The following is an 18632-nucleotide window of genomic DNA, read 5'->3' on the forward strand; positions in this document are numbered from 1 at the left end:
GGCTGTCCGCAAATATGCGCACATAGAGAGGAGCTTATCGCAGACGCGTTAGAACGTAGACTGAATTTTCAGGCCAGCGACCAAAGCGTTGTCCACTTCATCCACACCACCCGGGTGAGTGATGTATTGCAGGTTAGGACGTACGGTCAGCCAGTTGGTGACGTGGAAGCCGTAGTTGATCTCGTAGTTGTATTCGGTTTCACGAATCGGCGAGAACACCGGATTGTCGTAGTCCGAAACCCCGTTGGAAGCGTTCAGCAGTTCGGCGTTTTTCTTCACGTCATCGTTAACGTGGATACGCGCCGCGCCAATACCGACGTCATCCTTCGGACGCGCGTCGAACGGGCCTTTGTAGACAAACATCACCGACTGGTAGTTGTCGATGAAGTTGGTGTCCTTGTCGTGGAACGTGGCGTTGGCGGCAATATTCAGACCGCGAGAAGCATCACCGTTGTGGCTGGTGAGTTGCTGTTGCGCCACAAACCAGTAGCCGCTTTTGCTGCTGTGGGTTTTGTAGGCATCACCAGTGGTGGCTGCGTCGAAACCGTTGACGTCTTCACGAACGTCGTCGGCATCGGCCGTGCTCTTGTAGTAACCCACACGGTATTCGCCTGGCAGGCTGTTGACCTTCGGCGACCAGACCAGCTCGACCGGAAGAACGGTACCTTTGGTGCCGCTGCCACTGAGCTTGAAGCCGTTGCCGTGTTCCAACTGCGACGGGTTCTGGTTGTACGCACCGATCTGCGCGTAAAGCTCGTCGTTGATGTTGTACTTCACACGGATCGCGGCCTGGCTGACCGGCCAGTTGTACCAGATGTTGGTCGCCCAGTTACCCACTTGCGAACCGCAGAACGCGAGGTTCTGGAAGTCGCACGGGAAGGTGTTGAAGTCTTCGCCTTCACCGAAGTAACCGGCCTTGACGTCGAGTTTGTTGTCGAAGAACTGGTGCTGAATCCACAACTGGGTCAGACGCACCATGTGGCCACGGCCGTAAACTTCTTGCGACGAACTCAAGGTGCCGGCACGCGGATCGCCAACGCGGTCGTTGGAGATGTTGTAACCGTTACGGTTGGTCAGCTGGATCTTCGCCTGAGTGTTATCCCAGCCCCACAGCTTTTGCAGATCGAGTGCCACGCCCAGACCGAACTGGTCAGCGTAACGCGCAGTCTTGTCGTCGTTGTAGCCACCGTGCAGGTTGCCACCGACTTCCCCAACGTAGTCAGCCTTGATGTCGATACCCTGCTCGATCAGCTTGGTACGCTCGCCACCCCAGTCGCCGGTCATCCATTTCGAATCGGAACTGAAGGCATCCGCCGCCATGGCGTTACCGGCCAGCACCAAGGCCGCCGCAGCCGACACTTGGCAGATCAACCGGGCATTGACGTGTTTCTTTTTCATCCCTACATCCTCGTCTTTATTGTTATTAACTGTTTTTATCTAACGCGGTTTACATACAGTGCGATGGATTACAGGCAATCCACCGCGTGCTCCTTTGTGGGAGCGAGCCTGCTCGCGAATGCGGTGTAACAGGGGACATCAATGCTGGATGTCAGACCGCTTTCGCGAGCAGGCTCGCTCCCACATTTGTTCCTCAGCGCCCCTTGAACTGGGCGACGTTCGCAGACCGCGCATCGGTCTGTGGTTGACCGGCAGTGCCGAGGCGCTCACCGGTGTTGGCATCAAACAACAGCACTTTCGATGGATCGAATTGCAGTGTCAGGTTCTCGCCCACCTGCGGCGCCACATCCGGCGCCAGACGGCAGCAGACTTTGGTGTCATTGAGGTTGACGAACACCAGGGTGTCCGGACCGGTCGGTTCGGTCACCTGTACTTCGGCGCGAATGCTCGGCAAGCCATTGCCCTCGCCGTTCGCCAAAACGATCTGTTCAGGACGCAGACCGAGGATCACTTCGCGATCTTCGAGCCCGGCGTCCTGCATGCTCATCGGTAACTCGCAACGCGCCTGACCGCTGTCGAGCAGCGCCAGCAGACGACCGTCCTTGCGCTGCAGACGCAGCGGGATGAAGTTCATCGGCGGCGAACCGATGAAGCTCGCCACGAACAGGTTGGCCGGGTCGTTATAGATCTCTTTTGGCGTGCCGAACTGCTGAATGATGCCGTCCTTCATCACCGCCACCTTGTCGCCCAGGGTCATTGCTTCGATCTGGTCGTGGGTCACGTAGACCGTGGTGGTTTTCAGGCGCTGGTGCATCAGTTTCATTTCGGTGCGCATCTCGACGCGCAGCTTGGCGTCGAGGTTGGACAACGGTTCGTCGAACAGATAAATCTTCGGTCGCCGCGCCAGGGCACGGCCCATCGCTACACGCTGTTGCTGACCACCGGAGAGTTGACCCGGCTTACGGTTCAGCAGGTGTTCGATCTGCAACAGCTTGGCGACGCGCGCGACCTCTTCGTCGATCGCCGACTGCGGCATCTTGCGGATCTTCAGGCCGAATTCGATGTTCTCGCGCACGCTCATGGTCGGGTACAGCGCGTAGGACTGGAACACCATGGCGATGTCGCGATCCTTCGGGCTCATGCCGCTGACGTCCTGATCGCCGATCATGATCGCGCCGCCGGTGATGGTTTCCAGACCGGCGATGCAGTTCATCAGGGTCGACTTGCCGCAGCCCGACGGGCCGACGAGGATCAGGAATTCACCGTCCTTGATCGACAGTTCGATGTTCTTCAGGGTGTCCGGCAGGCCGGCACCGTAGGTCTTGTTGACGTTGCGAAGTTCGAGCGTTGCCATGATTACCCCTTGACTGCGCCGGCTGTCAGCCCGCGCACGAAATACTTGCCTGCGACCACATAGACCAGCAGGGTCGGCAGGCCGGCGATCATCGCCGCTGCCATATCAACGTTGTATTCCTTGGCGCCGGTGCTGGTGTTGACCAGGTTGTTCAGCGCCACCGTGATCGGTTGCGAATCACCGCTGGAGAACACCACACCGAACAGGAAGTCGTTCCAGATCTGGGTGAACTGCCAGATCAGGCAAACCATGATGATCGGCGTCGACATCGGCAGAATGATGCGGCGGAAAATCGTGAAGAAACCTGCGCCGTCGAGGCGTGCGGCTTTCACCAGCGCATCCGGAATGCTCACGTAATAGTTACGGAAGAACAGCGTGGTGAACGCCAGACCGTAAACCACGTGGATAAACACCAGACCGGTGGTGGTGCTCGCCAGGCCCATCTTGCCGAGGGTGAACGAGGCCGGCAGCAGCACGGTCTGGAACGGCAGGAAGCAGCCGAACAACAGCAGACCGAAGAACAACTGCGAACCACGGAAGCGCCAGAACGACAGCACATAACCGTTCAATGCACCGATGGCGGTGGAGATGATTACGGCCGGAACGGTGATCTTGATCGAGTTCCAGAAGTAACCGTCAACCGTGGCCCAGGCCTTGACCCAGCCGATGCCGCTGACCACGGTCGGCCAGCTCAGCAGGTTGCCGGTGCTGATGTCTTCCGGGGTCTTGAAGCTGGTCAGCAACATGACCACCAGCGGCACCAGATAAAGCAGTACGGCGATGATCAGCACCGCGTAGATCGCGATGCGACTCAGGCTGATAGCAGGTTTGGCGGCGAGACTAGTCATTGCGCTTGGTCCTCAGCTCGGAATACAGGTAAGGCACGATGATCGCGAGGATCGCGCCGAGCATCAGAATCGCACTGGCCGAGCCCATGCCCATCTGGCCGCGACTGAAGGTGAAGGAATACATGAACATCGCCGGCAGGTCGGAGGAATAACCCGGGCCACCAGCGGTCATCGCCGCGACCAGGTCGAAGCTCTTGATCGCGATGTGCGCCAGAATCATCACTGCACTGAAGAACACCGGACGCAGGCTTGGCAGCACCACTTTCCAGTAGATCGTCGGCATGCTCGCGCCATCGATCTGTGCAGCGCGGATAATCGATTGATCAACGCCACGCAGGCCGGCGAGGAACATCGCCATGATGAAGCCCGAGGCTTGCCAGACAGCGGCGATCACCAGGCAGTAAACCACGCGATCCGGGTCGATCAGCCAATCGAGACGGAAGCCTTCCCAGCCCCAGTCACGCAACAATTTGTCCAGGCCCATGCCCGGGTTGAGCAGCCATTTCCAGGCGGTACCGGTAACGATCATCGAGAGCGCCATCGGGTACAGGTAAATGGTGCGGATAAAGCCTTCGCGACGGATGCGCTGGTCGAGGAACACCGCCAGCAACACGCCAATCACCAAGGTAATACCGATGAACATGCCGCCGAACACTGCGAGGTTCTTGCTCGCGACCCACCAGCGATCGTTGTCGAACAACCGCGCGTATTGCGCCAGACCGGCCCATTTGTAGTTGGGCAGGAACGTCGAGGTGGTGAACGACAGCACGAACGTCCACAGGATGTAGCCATAGAAGCCCACCAGCACGATGAACATGCTCGGCGCCAGCACCAGTTTTGGCAGCCAGCGTTGCAATGCATCGAACGGCGAGGCCTTGCTGAACACAGCAACAGAACTCATGGGGAAATCCAGTACAGGGAATAAAAACTACAGTGAGATCCCTTGTGGGAGCGAGCCTGCTCGCGAAAACGGTGTGTCAGTCGACGGATGGAGCAACTGACACGACGCCTTCGCGAGCAGGCTCGCTCCCACAGGAGAAGCCTGCGCTACCGACGCTTATTTGGACGACTTGATCGCTGCGCCCAGTTTCTTGGCGGTGTCGGCCGGGTCGGCTTTCGGGTCGTTGATGTAGTTGGTCACCACATCAAAGAACGCGCCTTGCACCGCCAGCGTGGTCGCCATGTTGTGCGCCATGCTTGGCTGCAAGCCGCCGGACTTGGCGTCCGCCAGGAAGTCTTTGGCAGCAGTCTGTGCGCAGGAGTCGAAACCGAGCTTGTCCATGTTGTTCAACATGTCGTTGCGCACCGGGATCGAGCCTTTGTTGATGCTGAAGACTTTCTGGAAGTTTTCACCCAGCACGACTTTGGCGATGTCCTGCTGACCGGCCGCAGTGCCTGCGTCCTTCTGCTTGAACACGGCCAGCGAGTCGATGTTGTAGGTGAACGCCTTGTCGGTGCCCGGGAAGGCTACGCACTCGTAATCCTTGCCGGCGACTTTCTTGGCGGCGGTCCATTCGGACTTGGCCCAGTCACCCATGATCTGCATGCCGGCCTTGCCGTTGATGACCTTGGCCGCTTCCAGGTTCCAGTCCTGACCTTTGCCATCGGCGTCCATGTAGGTCGCGACTTTCTTCAGCTCGGTCAGTGCCTTGACCATTTCCGGGCCGGTCAGCGCGGCGTTGTCCAGATCAACCAGGGCTTTCTTGTAACCATCGACACCCATGACCGAAAGCACCACGGCTTCGAACACGGTGCTGTCCTGCCAAGGCTGACCGCCGTGAGCCAGCGGAATGAAGCCCGCAGCCTTCAGCTTGTCGCCAGCGGCGTAGAATTCTTCGAGGGTGGTCGGGTTCTTGGTGATCCCGGCTTTCTTGAACACTTCCGGGTTGATCCACAGCCAGTTCACGCGGTGAATATTCACCGGCACGGCCACGTAATCACCGTCGTACTTCACAGTATCGGAGACTTTCTTGTCGAGCAGGCTGTCCCACTTTTCCGACTTGGCGACGTCTTTCAACACGTCAGTGTCGAGCAGACCGGTCGACGCCCATTCCTGGATGTCCGGGCCTTTGATCTGGGCTACGCCAGGCGGGTTGCCGGCAACGGCACGGCTTTTCAGCACGGTCATGGCCGTTGCACCGCCACCACCGGCGACAGCGCCGTCTTTCCAGGTGAAACCGTCTTTTTCGACTTGGGCCTTGAGCACATCAACGGCAGCTTTTTCGCCACCGGACGTCCACCAATGCACGACTTCGACCGAACCTTTGGATTCGGCAGCAGAAACACTGAGAGGCAGAATTGCGAGCGGGAACAGGGAGGCGACAGAAATGACAGTAGCGAGGCGAGAAATCGCATTCATCTGAGATGTACCTTTCTTGTTGTTATGCATGCAAGTCTGGTGCTTGCGCTGCACAGGAGTTTAAACAGGACGTTTCCCTTCGCAGGTAACGAAGGGACGCGCGAATGTCACTACATGGTTACATGATTGGTCACATGACAACGCTCTGGGACAACTGCGCCAGAGCCGTTGCCATACTCGGTGACAAGGGTAGACGAGGGATCAGCACGGCTTGCCAGGCGTGATACAGATCGGGTTTGCCCGGCCAGATATCGGCACTTGGCAGGTTTTGCGGGTTGAGTTCGTGATGCCAGCTACCGTTGCAACGGTCGATGAAATTCACTTCGCAGAATTCCCAGAACAGCCGGTACCAGGTTTCGTATTGCGCATCGCCGGTGCGTTTGAGCAAGGCGCTGGCAGCGGCACTGGCCTCGGCGTGCGTCCAATGCAGGCGATGGCGAACGACGGCTTTGTTGTCCCAGTCGAGGGTGTAGACGATGCCCGGCAGACCATCGACATCCCAACCGTTGCGGCAATTGTTCTCGAACAGTTTTTGCGCATCGGTGGCGAGCCAACCGGGCGTGAGCATGCCGGCTTGCACCCGCGCAGCTTCGAGGTGCAGCAGCAGCCGCGCCCATTCGAAACCGTGGCCCGGCGTGGTGCCGTAAGGGCGGAAGCCGTCAGCGGGATTGTCGTGGTTGTATTCGCGTAGTGGCTGCCAGTCGCGGTCGAAGTGCTCGATGACCATGTAACCGTTGGCGGCGGCGTGCCCGTGAATGACGCGTTCGACGATGCGTTGCGCGCGAATCAACCAGCGCGGATCTTCAGTGACATCGGCCAGCGCAAGGAACGCTTCGGTCGCGTGCATGTTGCTGTTGGCGCCGCGATAGGCTTCTTCTTCGCTCCAGTCGCGATTGAAGAATTCGCGCATGGCGCCCTCTTCTTCGCTCCAGAAATACGTGTCGATGATGTCGACGGCGTCATCCAGCAACGCCTGGGCGCCAGGACGTTGTGCGACCACCGCAGAGCTGGCGGCGAGTGCGACAAAGGCATGCAGGTAGGCGTTCTTGCCGGTGTTGTCATCGCGGTGTTCGGCGACCGCAAACCAGCCACCGTGCAGGGCGTCACGCAACGGCCCGCGCAGGGCGGCGATGCCGTGATCGACCAGCTCGGCGAAACCCGGCAGGCCCTGAATGTGAGCCATGGCGAAGCTGTGGGTCATGCGCGCGGTGTTCATCGTTTCGGCTTGTGCGTTCGCTGGCAGACGGCCGCGTTCGTCGAGGTTGCCGAAGCCTTCAGGCAGTTTCGATGCCTTGGCGAAATCCAGCAGGCGCAGGCCTTCGGCGGCGAGCCATTGCTGGTGGGCAGGGGCGTTCAGCCAACTGCTGAAGCCGGGTTGGAAGAGATCCATGGGTGGCCTTTTTTGTTGTTATGACTGCGGGGGAGTCTAAACAACGGGCTGGGGAGGTCTTGTAACGAAGGGGGCGGGGTTTGTCACTGAGCGGTGACAAAGAGCGACCCTCACCCCAGCCCTCCCGAAACGTCGGACCGCCCGTAGGGAGAGGGGGCCGATCGCAGAATGCTGAAGAGTTGCGCCGACCTGAAAGAGCTGTACCGAATCCATAATCGACTCAATGCATCAGGTCGGCGCAATTCGAATGAACAACGCGATCGGTCCCCTCTCCCCCTGGGAGAGGGCTAGGGTGAGGAAAAGCCTTTGACTCAATCCGCCGAACGCGGCAATTGCAGGGTCACCCGCAACCCACCCTCACGCAGATTCTGCAGCGTCACTTCCCCACCATGGCTGTGGGCAATATTGCGCGCGATGCCCAACCCCAAGCCATAACCCTGCTGCTGCCCCGCCAGACGGAAGTGCGGTTCGAACACTTGCTCCAGCCGCTGCTCTGGAACACCCGGCCCTTCATCGTCGACGTGCAGAACAAACGCGCGCTCATCGTCGTCGATGTGCAAATGCGCGTTTTGCCCGTACTTCAACGCATTGTCGATCAGGTTACCGATGCAGCGCTTCAACGCCAGCGGTTTGCCCGGATAAGCCGCCAGCGCCTTGCCCTGCTGCGTCACGCGGCCATTGCCGTGCGGCGCCAGATACGGCTCCACCAGACAGTCGAGCACGTGGTTCAAGTCCACCGGCTCGATGTTCTCGTGGATGTCGGTGTCCTTCACACATTGCAGCGCGCCTTTGACCAGCAGTTCCAACTCATCCAGATCACGGCCGAACTTGGCCTGCAGCTGTTCGTCTTCAAGCAATTCGACGCGCAAGCGCAATCGGGTAATCGGCGTGCGCAGGTCATGGGAGATCGCGCTGAACAACTGGCTGCGCTCGGTCAGGTAACGGCTGATGCGCTCGCGCATGGTGTTGAAGGCGCGGCCCACTTCCACCACTTCACTGCCGCCGCCCTCGGCCACTGGCTCGACGTCGGCACCCAGCGACAAATCCCGCGCCGCCCGCGCCAGACGCTTGAGCGGCCGGCTCTGCCAATGCACCAGCAGGCCGATGAACAGCAGCAAGAATCCGCTGGTGAGAACGATGAACCACACCTGCTGCGATGGCAGGCCTTGCTCTTCAAGACTGGTGTACGGCTCCGGCAACAGCGAGGCGATGTACAGCCATTCGCCCGGGGCCATTTGAATCTGCGTGACCAGCACGGGTGGGTTCACCGGTTCCAGAGTCAACGCGTAATGCGCCCAAGAGCGCGGCAGCTCATCAAGCTTCAGCCCGGCGTTGAAAATCCGCAGATCTTCGGGGCTGACAAAGGTCACCGAAATATCCGTGTCATTGCCGAGCGTCTGACGCAGCACTTCGTCGACCGCTTTCATCACCGCCGCTTTACGCGGCGTCACCGGTAGCACATCCATGCCCAGTGGCTTGTCGTTGAGCGTCACCACGAATCGCGTGCCGCCCATGCTGCGCAATTGATCGAGCACCAACGGCCGATAAGCCACCGGCAACGAGCGGAAGTAACTGACGCTGGCGGTCATCGAATGGGCAAGGCTGCGGGCGCTGGTGACCAGGCCTTCGAGCTGCGTAGCGCGCAGTTGCGAGACCCAGATCACGCTCGACAAGGTCTGCGCGAACAGCACCGCGAGCAACGTCAGCAGCAACATCCGCCCGAGCAGCGAGCGCGGCATCGGCACTTTGGCGGCGAATTTGCGCAGCGACTCAGTGGCCATTGCCGGCAACCACGTTGGCTGCCAGTTGGTAGCCACTGCCGCGCACGGTACGAATCAGCCGTGGCGGTTTTTCCGTGTCGCGCAGGCGTTGGCGCAAACGGCTGACGGCCATGTCGACGATGCGATCGAGCGGCATCAAATCGCGACCACGGGTGGCGTTGCCGATGGTGTCGCGGTCGAGGATTTCCTGCGGGTGATCAAGGAACAGTTTCAGCAGGGCGAAGTCGGCACCGGAGAGAATTACTTCTTCGCCATCGGTGTGAAACAGGCGATGGCTGACCATGTCCAGCCGCCACTCGTCAAAGGCCAGCACGTCGCTGCCACTGCGCTCCTGTCCAAATTGCGCACGCCGCAGCAACGCCTTGATGCGCGCTTGCAGTTCGCGGGGGCTGAAGGGTTTGCCGAGGTAGTCGTCGGCGCCAAGTTCCAGACCGATCACGCGGTCGGCTTCGTCGGAACTGGCGGTGAGCATGATGATCGGCACCTGCGCCTGACGCGGATGCTGACGCACCCAACGGCACAGGCTGAAGCCGTCTTCGTCGGGCAGCATGACATCGAGGATCACCAGATCGCTCGGCGCCTCGTTGAGGGCCTGACGGAAACTGGCACCGTCGGCGGTGGCCCGTACCTGAAACCCGGCGCGGGTCAGGTAGGTTTCCAGCAACTCGCGTATTTCCTGGTCGTCATCGACCAACAATATCGACTTGTTGACTGAGCTCACTTCGAAGGCATCCTTGTTGTTGGAATTGGGGCGGATTATGCCTTAAGCATCAAACTAACAAACACCATAGAACCACTGTGGGAGCGAGCTTGCTCGCGAAGGCGTCGTTACATTCAACATTTGGGTTGACTGATACTCCGCATTCGCGAGCAAGCTCGCTCCCACAGGGGTGATTGCATTTCAGGTTGGGATTGATTGGTCCAGGGCCACGCCAGCACCGACAAGGCCGGAATACGGCGCTGTCACCAGCCACACCGGAATGCCTTTGAAGTAATCGCTCATGCAGCCTTTGTCAGCAAAGCTGCGGGCAAAACCGCTTTCGAGGAAGAAATCGGCAAACCGGGGAATCACCCCGCCGACGATATACACCCCGCCACGTGCGCCCGTGGTCAGCACGTTGTTGCCGGCCACGCGGCCGAGCCAGCAGCAGAACTGCTCCAGCACTTCCAGGGCAATCGGATCACCCGCAAGACCGGCCGCCGTGATCGCTTCCGGGGTATCAAGCGTTGGCTCATGCCCATCGACCGCACAGATCGCCCGGTAAACCCGTGGCAAACCGCCGCCGCTCAATGCGGTTTCGGCGCTGACATGGCCGATTTCGTTGTGGATGTGCTGCCACAGCTGCGTTTCACGCGGACTGCTCAACGGCAGATCAACATGCCCGCCCTCGCCCGGCAACGCCGCGAAACGGCCCTCGCCAAGATCGAGCAAGGTGCCGACGCCAAGGCCAGTGCCCGGGCCGATCACCACCGCCGGGCGCAACGGCTCCGGCGTGCCCTCGCAGACCACGCGGAATTCGCCGGGCTGCAAACGGGTCATGCCCAGCGCCATCGCCGAGAAGTCGTTGACCAGCAACAACTGCTCGACCTGCAAGGTTTTGCAGAACGCTGTGCGACTCAAGCGCCAGTGATTGTTGGTGAATTTGAATTCATCACCACTGACCGGACCTGCCACGGACAAGCACACCGAACCGATCGAACCAGGCGCCAGACCGAGCCCGCTCAGATAGAGGCTGATCGCCTCTTCCGGGCTGGCATGGTCGGCCGTGGCCAGCACCTGAACCGATTCCAGTTGCTGGTTTTTCCACAACGCAAACCGCGCGTTGGTGCCTCCGATATCACCGACCAAAGCCAGTTTCAATTAAGCGTCTCCAGGGCAGAAGTGAAGGCGCTGGCGCCCTGCTCCGCCGAGCTGAAGGCCATGCGCATGAAGCCAAACAGTTCGCGCCCGCTGCCGATGTTGTTGCCCAACAGGCCTTTGGCGGGTTCGCGCGCTGCAAATTCGGCGGCGTCGACCTTCAGTTCCAAGGTGCCTTTGACGCCATCGACGCGGATGATATCGCCCTCTTGCACGCGCGCCAAAGCGCCACCGACATAAGCTTCCGGGCTGACGTGAATCGCTGCGGGGATTTTCCCCGAGGCACCGGACATCCGCCCGTCGGTCACCAGCGCGACTTTGAAGCCGCGATCCTGCAGCACGCCGAGGAACGGCGTCATCTTGTGCAGTTCCGGCATGCCATTGGAACGCGGGCCCTGGAAGCGCATCACGGCGACAAAATCCTTCTCCAGCAAACCGGCCTTGAATGCATCGGCCAAGTCCTGCTGATCCTGGAACACCATGGCTGGCGCTTCGACGATCTGGTTTTCCAACGCGACCGCAGAAACCTTCATCACACCGCGACCGAGATTGCCCTCCATCACGCGCAGACCACCCTCCGCCGAGAACGCACGCGCCACTGGACGCAGGATGTTTTCGTCGAGGCTGTCCGTCGGGCCTTCGCGCCATACCAACTGGCCGTTATCGAGGAACGGCTCTTTGGTGTACTGGCTCAAGCCGTGGCCGAGTACGGTGTTGACGTCTTCGTGCAGCAGGCCGGCGCCGAGCAGTTCGCGGATCAGGAACGACATGCCGCCAGCCGCCTGGAAGTGGTTGATGTCGGCTTTGCCGTTCGGGTAAACGTGGCTCAGGGTCGGCACGACTTCGGAGAGGTCGGCCATGTCCTGCCAGGTCAGTTGAATGCCCGCCGCCATGGCGATGGCCGGCATGTGCAGGGTGTGGTTGGTCGAGCCGCCGGTGGCGTGCAGCGCAACAATCGAGTTGACCAGCGACTTCTCGTCGACGATTTCACCGATCGGCATGAAGTTGCCATTTTGTTTGGTCAGACGAGTCACTTGGTGCGCGGCTTCGCGGGTCAGCGCATCACGCAGCGGCGTGTTCGGGTTGACGAACGAGGCGCCCGGCAAGTGCAGGCCCATGACTTCCATCAGCAACTGGTTGGTGTTGGCGGTGCCGTAGAAGGTGCAGGTACCCGGGCTGTGGTAGGACTTCATCTCCGATTCCAGCAGCTCTTCGCGGGTGGCTTTGCCTTCGGCGTACTTCTGCCGCACGTCGGCTTTTTCCTTGTTGGAAATCCCCGAGACCATCGGCCCGCCCGGGACGAATATCGTCGGCAGGTGACCGAAACGCAGCGACCCCATCATCAGGCCCGGCACGATCTTGTCGCAGATGCCGAGCATCAGCGCGCCGTCGAACATGTTGTGCGAGAGCGCCACGGCGGTCGACATGGCGATCACTTCGCGACTCGGCAGGCTCAGTTCCATGCCCGGCTCGCCTTGGGTCACGCCGTCGCACATCGCCGGCGTACCGCCCGCGAACTGGCCGACCGAGCCGATTTCGCGCAGGGCATTCTTGATTTGTTCCGGGAACACTTCGTACGGCTGGTGCGCCGAGAGCATGTCGTTATACGAAGAAACAATGGCGATGTTCGCCGAGTTCATCATCCGCAGGCTGTGCTTGTCTTCGCTGCCGCAACCGGCCACGCCGTGGGCGAAGTTGGCGCATTGCAGCTTGCCGCGCATCGGCCCGTCGGTGGCGGCGCCGCGAATCAGTGCAAGGTAAGCCTGACGCGTGGCGCGGCTGCGGGCGATAAGCCGTTCGGTGACCTCAAGGACGCGGGGATGCATGTGTAGAACTCCAGGCTAACGGATGTGGCGACCTGATTGTCTATGCTGATCAAACGCCGTTGTTGTTGGAATGACAGACGGCTTTTTTGACCATTCGGACCAGTTGATTCAGGTCACTCGTTGTAGATAAAACAAAATATTGCCACTAAAAAGGCTTGTTTTCTATTTTTATGCGAATAATCTTGTAATTCCAACAACAAAACGACGGCGGCGCTGTTCCATGACTCTTCGAATCGCAATCAATGGTTTTGGCCGCATCGGCCGTAATGTCCTGCGCGCACTGTATACCCAAGGCTATCGACAGGATCTGCAGATCGTCGCCATCAATGATCTGGGCGACAGCTCGATCAATGCTCATCTGCTCAAATACGACACCGTTCACGGCACGTTCGACGCTCAGGTCGAGCATGACAACGAAAGTCTGACCGTCAACGGCGACCGCATTGCGGTCAGCGCGATTCGCAACCCGGCCGAATTGCCATGGGCGGCGGAAAAGATTGATGTGGTGTTCGAATGCACCGGTCTCTTTACCGATCGCGCCAAAGCGGCCGCGCATATTACTGCCGGCGCACGCAAAGTGATCATCTCGGCGCCGGCCAAAGGTGCCGACGCCACGGTTGTATATGGTGTGAACCACGACATTCTGCGCCAGTCGCACCAGATCATCTCCAACGCTTCGTGCACCACCAACTGCCTGGCGCCAGTGGCGCAAGTGCTGCACCGCGAGCTGGGGATCGAAAGCGGTTTGATGACCACCATTCACGCCTACACCAACGATCAGAACCTCACTGACGTCTATCACACCGACCCGTACCGCGCGCGTTCGGCCACGCAGAACATGATCCCGAGCAAGACCGGTGCTGCTGAAGCCGTGGGCCTGGTGCTGCCGGAACTGGCGGGCAAATTGACCGGCATGGCCGTGCGGGTGCCGGTGATCAATGTGTCGCTGGTGGACCTGACCGTGCAGCTGAAAAAAGAAGCCAGCGCCGAGGAAGTCAACGCGCTGATGAAAGCTGCGAGCCAACATTCGAAGATTCTCGGCTTCAACACCCTGCCGCTGGTGTCCAGCGACTTCAACCACAATCCGCTGTCGTCGATCTTCGACGCCAACCACACCAAGTCCAGCGGCAAACTGCTGAAAGTGCTGGCCTGGTATGACAACGAGTGGGGCTTCTCCAACCGCATGCTGGATAACTGCCTGGCGTTGTGTAACGCCGAGTAATCTCAAGTAATCCCCCTATCCCTGTGGGAGCGAGCTTGCTCGCGAAAGCGGTGGGTCAGTCGCTAGTTGAATTGGCTGACACTAAGCCTTCGCGAGCAAGCTCGCTCCCACAGGGTTTCGATTTCAATTTGAAATCAACACTTGACCATTCAACTAGATGATAAGCATTATCATTCGCTTGAAATCGATCAGGTCCTCCCGTGAGTCAATCGCGCTTCAACCACGTTTTCCTCACCCAGCGCACATCCTTGCTGCGTACGCTGGAACGGATGGTCAACAATCACAGCACCGCTGAAGACCTGTTGCAGGAGACCTACCTGCGCGTGACGCGGGCGTTGAGCGAGCGGGCCATCGATCACCTCGAACCTTTTGTCTTCCAGACCGCACGCAATCTGGCGCTGGATCACTTGCGTGCGCGCAAGATCCATTCGCGAACCATGGTCGATGATGTGCCGCAGGATGTCGTGCACAGCGTCGCCGCCCCTGCCAGCAGCGCCGAAGACGCCGCCCACGCCGAACAGATGCTGGAGCGCCTGAACGTGAGCCTCAGTCAACTCAGCCCCCGCCAGCAACAGATTTTCATCCTCAGCCGTTTGCACGGAAACAGTTATCAGGAAATCGCCGATGAACTGAACGTTTCCCTCAGCACCGTGCAAAAGGAACTGAAGCTGATCATGAGCATTTGCATCGGCGTCGCCGAGCGTCTGAATGGCGACTGAGGTCGTAGGCCTTTTCTGTAAGTGCCAGGATCGACTGCACGGATCATCGGGCTTTGTTACCCTTGCCCGACTTTTACGCTTCATTTAAAAAAACAGCCGTGCGCAGACACTGCCGAGGAAACACCGTGACGGACACCCACCGCTCGCCTTCGCCGGATTCGGTGCAGGACGCTGCCAACGCAATGGACCAGGCTCTGGACTGGCTCATCGTGCTCGGCAGCCCGGACGAGGAGCAGACCCGGCAATTTCATGCCTGGCTGGCGGCCGATCCGTTGAATGCCGAAGCGTTCGCCAAGGCCCAGGCGATCTGGGATGGCCCGCAAGTCGCCCAATGCGCGCAAAGCCTGGCGGCCAAACCTGCGAAGGTCACTTTTCTCAAGCGTCTGCGTCCGCACTGGAAACCACTGGCTACTGCCGCCGTGCTGATCCTCGGTTTGTTCAGTTTCAGCAACTTGCCGATGCGCCTTCAGGCCGATCACCTCACGGTGGTTGGCGAGCGCCAGCGTCTGCAACTGGAGGACGGCTCGAAAGTCCTGCTCAATACCAATTCGGCATTCTCCAGCACCATCAACGATCAACAGCGTGTTGCCCGGTTGTTTCAGGGCGAAGCGTTTTTCGAGATTGCCAGTGGCCGCAGCCAACCCTTGGAAATCGACGCCGGTCCGGTTCGCGCCAGCGTGCGCGATACCGCATTTGCCGTGCGTTATCTCGATGGCGTGGCGCAGGTCAACGTGCAGCGCGGCGATGTCGATCTGCAGGCGACGCATAACGACGCTCGCGTACGTCTGACGGCGGGTGAGAGTATTCGTATCGGCCCCAACGGTTTCGACCGCCCGGCCAAACTCGATGCCAACACGGACCTGGCCTGGGTCCAAGGCCGACTGGTGTTCGAGAACTGCCCGCTGAATCAGGTGCTGGCCGAATTGCGCCGCTACTATCCGGGCTGGATCATCAACACCAACGAGCAGTTGGCCGACGTCGCCGTAACCGGCAATTACCGACTCGACCAGCCGCTCGACGTGGTCCGTTCCCTCGCGCACATCACCTCGGCGCAACTGAAAGAATTCCCCGCCTTGGTCATCCTGAACTAAATGAGAATTATTTTTACTCGATAGCCAACGTCAGTACGTCTCGTTATAGCCAATGCAATTGATTCGCAACACGCGAAGCCAATCAGCCCCTATAAAGATTCGTGCGACACGGAGCGCTATCGATGTCCTCACGCCTTACCCGCCAGACTTCCTCCCCTTCCCGCGTGCTGTCGCTGCTGACCGCTGCCATCCTGATGGCCGGTGCTGCACCGCTGATGGCGGCTACCGAGCAACCGACGCGCAACATGGGCGATTACTCGTTCGCCATCGGTCAGCAGCCGCTGGTGTCGGCGCTCAATGCCTTCACCACCGTGACCGGTTGGCAGGTTGGCTTGCCGGCAGAACTGGGTCAGGGCGTGTCGTCGCCGGGCGTGCGTGGCTCGCTGCCACCGGAAAAAGCCCTCGAGCGTCTGTTGGTGGGGACCAACCTGAGCTTCCGCAAAATCAGCAACAACAATGTCGTGCTGGAAAAGCGCAACGCCAGCGGCACGCTCAATCTCGATCAGGTGACCATCAGCGCCACCCGTCAGGAGCAGTCGGTCAACAGTGTGCCGGCCACCGTCACCGTGCAGACCCGTCAGGATCTGGACCGCAACAACGTCAACACCATCAAGGATCTGGTCCGCTACGAACCGGGTGTTTCCGTCGGCGGCGCCGGTCAGCGTGGCGGTATCAGCGGCTATAACATTCGCGGCATCGACGGCGACCGCATCCTGACTCAGGTGGATGGCGTCGAAGTCCCGGATGGTTTTTTCAACGGCCCGTATGCCAAGACCCAGCGCAATTACGTTGACCCGGAAATCGTCAAGCGCGTGGAAATTCTCCGTGGCCCGGCCTCGGTGCTGTACGGCAGCAACGCCATCGGCGGCGCCGTCAGCTACTACACCCTTGATGCCGACGACATCATCAAGCCGGGCAAAGACGTCGGTGCGCGCCTGAAAAGCGGTTACAGCTCCGCCGATGACAGCTGGCTGAAGTCCGCCACCGTCGCCGGCCGTGCCGACCAGTTCGACGGCTTGCTGCACTACAGCCAGCGCGACGGTCACGAGACCGATTCCTACGGCAGCAACAACGGCACCGGTCTGGAACGCACCGCCGCCAACCCGGAAGACGTCAACGCCTACAACGTGCTGGCCAAGATCGGCTGGAACTACAACGACGATTCGCGTCTGGGCCTGACCTACGAAAAGTACAAGGATGATCGCGATACCGATCAGAAGAGTGCTTACGGCGGCCCGTACTTCAACGGCGCCCCGACCATCCCCGACAGCGTGCTGCCCGGCGGCATGTACCAGTGGCGCACCGGCAACGACACCATCACCCGTGAGCGTTTCGGCATCGAGCACTCGTTCGCCCTCGACAGCCTGCTGGTCGACAACGTGAAGTGGAGCCTCAACCACCAGATCGCCAAGACCGACCAGAGCACCACCGAGTTCTACTACCCGATCACCCGTAAGGTGCTGCGTACTCGCGACACCATTTACGAAGAGAAACAATGGGTCTTCGATGCCCAACTGGACAAGGCGTTCGCCATTGGAAACACCGATCACGTACTGACTTACGGCACCACCATCAAGCAACAGAAGGTCACCGGTTCGCGCAGCGGCGACGGCACTTGCCTGGCCGTCGGTCGCGGCTGCAGCGCCATCGGTGCGACCAGCACCGCTGACGTGTTGGCCAAAGCCACCGACTTCCCGGACCCGACCATCAACACCTACAGCGTGTTCGCTCAGGATCAGATCAGCTGGAACAACTGGACCTTCCTGCCGGGCCTGCGCTACGACTACACCCAGCTCAAGCCGCACATCACCCAGGAGTTCCTTAACACCGTGGCAGCGGATGGCCAAGGCACAGTCAGCGACGAGAACAAAACCTGGCACAAAGTCTCGCCGAAATTCGGCCTGACCTACGCCCTGACCGAGAACTACACCTGGTACGGTCAGTACGCTGAAGGCTTCCGCACCCCGACCGCGAAAGCCCTGTACGGCCGCTTCGAAAACACTACCACCGGCTACAGCGTGGCGCCGAACCCGGACCTCGAACCGGAAAAAAGCAAAAGCTACGAAACCGGTCTGCGCGGCAACTTCGAACACGGCTCGTTCGACGTGGCGGTGTTCTATAACAAGTATCGCGACTTCATCAACGAAGACGCTGTGACCCCGGGACGCAACGAGCTGACCTTCCAGTCGGCCAACATCAAGCACGCCACCATCAAGGGTGCGGAAGTCAAAGGTCGCCTGAACCTGGATGCGTTTGGCGCGCCGCAAGGCCTCTACACCCAAGGCTCGATTGCCTACGCCTACGGTCGCAACAACGACAACGGCGAGCCGATCAACAGCGTCAACCCGCTGACCGGCGTGTTCGGTCTGGGTTACGACCAGGACAACTACGGCGGCCTGCTGAGCTGGACGGTGGTGAAGAAAAAGGATCGCGTCGACGACAGCAACTTCAAGTCGCCGGATGGCGTCAGCAGCCAGTTCAAAACCCCGGGCTTCGGCATTCTTGATCTGGCCGGGTATTACAAAGTCACCGACGACGTCACCGTCAGCGGCGGCATCTACAACCTGACCGACAAGAAATACTGGCTGTGGGATGACGTGCGCGGTTACGACAGCGTCGGCGAAGCTTCGGTGACACAGCCGGCCAACCTCGATCGACTGACCCAACCGGGCCGCAACTTCGCGATCAATCTGATCTGGGACATCTGATCCGGCGAACCTCACGGCGCGTGTTCAGGCACCGCGCCGTGAGGTTTTTTTTACGCTTGCACAGCGTCTTGTTCGTCT

Annotated in this window: 14 protein-coding genes; 4 read left to right on the forward strand and 10 right to left on the reverse strand. The window is 59.8% G+C overall.

The window, feature by feature from the left end:
- Positions 1-48: 48 nt before the first annotated feature.
- The 10 genes from BMY54_RS06310 to edd all read right to left on the reverse strand — a co-directional run bounded on the left by BMY54_RS06310 (position 49) and on the right by edd (position 12814).
- Positions 49-1398: a carbohydrate porin gene (locus BMY54_RS06310; RefSeq protein ID WP_093430461.1), complete on the reverse strand. Its 1350-nt coding sequence runs from the start codon at positions 1396-1398 to the stop codon at positions 49-51.
- Positions 1399-1591: 193 nt separating this feature from the next.
- Positions 1592-2752 (reverse strand): ABC transporter ATP-binding protein, encoded by a 1161-nt coding sequence (locus tag BMY54_RS06315; RefSeq protein WP_038369188.1) that lies wholly within the window; start codon positions 2750-2752, stop codon positions 1592-1594.
- A 2-nt stretch (positions 2753-2754) separates the two neighbouring features.
- Positions 2755-3600, reverse strand: a complete 846-nt coding sequence (locus BMY54_RS06320) for a carbohydrate ABC transporter permease (RefSeq protein WP_093430462.1) — start codon at positions 3598-3600, stop codon at positions 2755-2757.
- Positions 3593-4501: a carbohydrate ABC transporter permease gene (locus BMY54_RS06325; protein WP_007917874.1), complete on the reverse strand. Its 909-nt coding sequence runs from the start codon at positions 4499-4501 to the stop codon at positions 3593-3595. The genes BMY54_RS06320 and BMY54_RS06325 overlap by 8 nt, the downstream gene beginning before the upstream one ends.
- Before the next feature lie 156 nt (positions 4502-4657).
- Positions 4658-5959: an ABC transporter substrate-binding protein gene (locus BMY54_RS06330; protein ID WP_016983700.1), complete on the reverse strand. Its 1302-nt coding sequence runs from the start codon at positions 5957-5959 to the stop codon at positions 4658-4660.
- A 130-nt stretch (positions 5960-6089) separates the two neighbouring features.
- A complete protein-coding gene (locus BMY54_RS06335; RefSeq protein ID WP_093430463.1) occupies positions 6090-7349 on the reverse strand; it encodes a D-mannose isomerase in 1260 nt (419 codons plus the stop codon).
- A 311-nt stretch (positions 7350-7660) separates the two neighbouring features.
- Positions 7661-9130 (reverse strand): ATP-binding protein, encoded by a 1470-nt coding sequence (locus tag BMY54_RS06340; RefSeq protein ID WP_093430464.1) that lies wholly within the window; start codon positions 9128-9130, stop codon positions 7661-7663.
- Positions 9120-9851, reverse strand: a complete 732-nt coding sequence (locus tag BMY54_RS06345; RefSeq protein ID WP_003227460.1) for a response regulator — start codon at positions 9849-9851, stop codon at positions 9120-9122. Before BMY54_RS06345 ends, BMY54_RS06340 begins: the two co-directional genes overlap by 11 nt.
- Positions 9852-10031: 180 nt before the next feature.
- Positions 10032-10991: a glucokinase gene (locus BMY54_RS06350; protein ID WP_093430465.1), complete on the reverse strand. Its 960-nt coding sequence runs from the start codon at positions 10989-10991 to the stop codon at positions 10032-10034.
- Complete coding sequence (edd, locus tag BMY54_RS06355; protein ID WP_093430466.1) at positions 10988-12814, reverse strand: phosphogluconate dehydratase; 1827 nt, start codon at positions 12812-12814, stop codon at positions 10988-10990. The genes BMY54_RS06350 and edd overlap by 4 nt, the downstream gene beginning before the upstream one ends.
- 220 nt (positions 12815-13034) lie before the next feature.
- Between edd and gap the strand changes: the two genes are divergently transcribed.
- The 4 genes from gap to BMY54_RS06375 all read left to right on the forward strand — a co-directional run bounded on the left by gap (position 13035) and on the right by BMY54_RS06375 (position 18554).
- The gene (gene gap, locus BMY54_RS06360) at positions 13035-14036 is read left to right on the forward strand and encodes a type I glyceraldehyde-3-phosphate dehydrogenase (protein WP_034153396.1); all 1002 of its coding nucleotides are present in this window, start codon (positions 13035-13037) and stop codon (positions 14034-14036) included.
- 200 nt (positions 14037-14236) lie between these two features.
- On the forward strand, positions 14237-14755 hold the full coding sequence (locus BMY54_RS06365) for an RNA polymerase sigma factor (RefSeq protein ID WP_093430467.1): 519 nt from the start codon (positions 14237-14239) through the stop codon (positions 14753-14755).
- A 125-nt stretch (positions 14756-14880) separates the two neighbouring features.
- The gene (locus BMY54_RS06370) at positions 14881-15846 is read left to right on the forward strand and encodes a FecR family protein (protein WP_093430468.1); all 966 of its coding nucleotides are present in this window, start codon (positions 14881-14883) and stop codon (positions 15844-15846) included.
- A gap of 122 nt (positions 15847-15968) precedes the next feature.
- Positions 15969-18554 (forward strand): TonB-dependent receptor, encoded by a 2586-nt coding sequence (locus BMY54_RS06375; RefSeq protein WP_093430469.1) that lies wholly within the window; start codon positions 15969-15971, stop codon positions 18552-18554.
- Positions 18555-18632: the final 78 nt, after the last annotated feature.

Source organism: Pseudomonas sp. ok266, from assembly GCF_900110195.1.
GTDB classification, from domain to species: domain Bacteria; phylum Pseudomonadota; class Gammaproteobacteria; order Pseudomonadales; family Pseudomonadaceae; genus Aquipseudomonas; species Aquipseudomonas neuropathica.

Bases quoted from the DNA above. Each gene is read 5' to 3' on its own strand.
- BMY54_RS06310 (WP_093430461.1), bottom strand. From the start codon at position 1,398: ATGAAAAAGAAACACGTCAATGCCCGGTTGATCTGCCAAGTGTCGGCT.
- BMY54_RS06315 (WP_038369188.1), bottom strand. From the start codon at position 2,752: ATGGCAACGCTCGAACTTCGCAACGTCAACAAGACCTACGGTGCCGGC.
- BMY54_RS06320 (WP_093430462.1), bottom strand. From the start codon at position 3,600: ATGACTAGTCTCGCCGCCAAACCTGCTATCAGCCTGAGTCGCATCGCG.
- BMY54_RS06325 (WP_007917874.1), bottom strand. From the start codon at position 4,501: ATGAGTTCTGTTGCTGTGTTCAGCAAGGCCTCGCCGTTCGATGCATTG.
- BMY54_RS06330 (WP_016983700.1), bottom strand. From the start codon at position 5,959: ATGAATGCGATTTCTCGCCTCGCTACTGTCATTTCTGTCGCCTCCCTG.
- BMY54_RS06335 (WP_093430463.1), bottom strand. From the start codon at position 7,349: ATGGATCTCTTCCAACCCGGCTTCAGCAGTTGGCTGAACGCCCCTGCC.
- BMY54_RS06340 (WP_093430464.1), bottom strand. From the start codon at position 9,130: ATGGCCACTGAGTCGCTGCGCAAATTCGCCGCCAAAGTGCCGATGCCG.
- edd (WP_093430466.1), bottom strand. From the start codon at position 12,814: ATGCATCCCCGCGTCCTTGAGGTCACCGAACGGCTTATCGCCCGCAGC.
- gap (WP_034153396.1), top strand. From the start codon at position 13,035: ATGACTCTTCGAATCGCAATCAATGGTTTTGGCCGCATCGGCCGTAAT.
- BMY54_RS06375 (WP_093430469.1), top strand. From the start codon at position 15,969: ATGTCCTCACGCCTTACCCGCCAGACTTCCTCCCCTTCCCGCGTGCTG.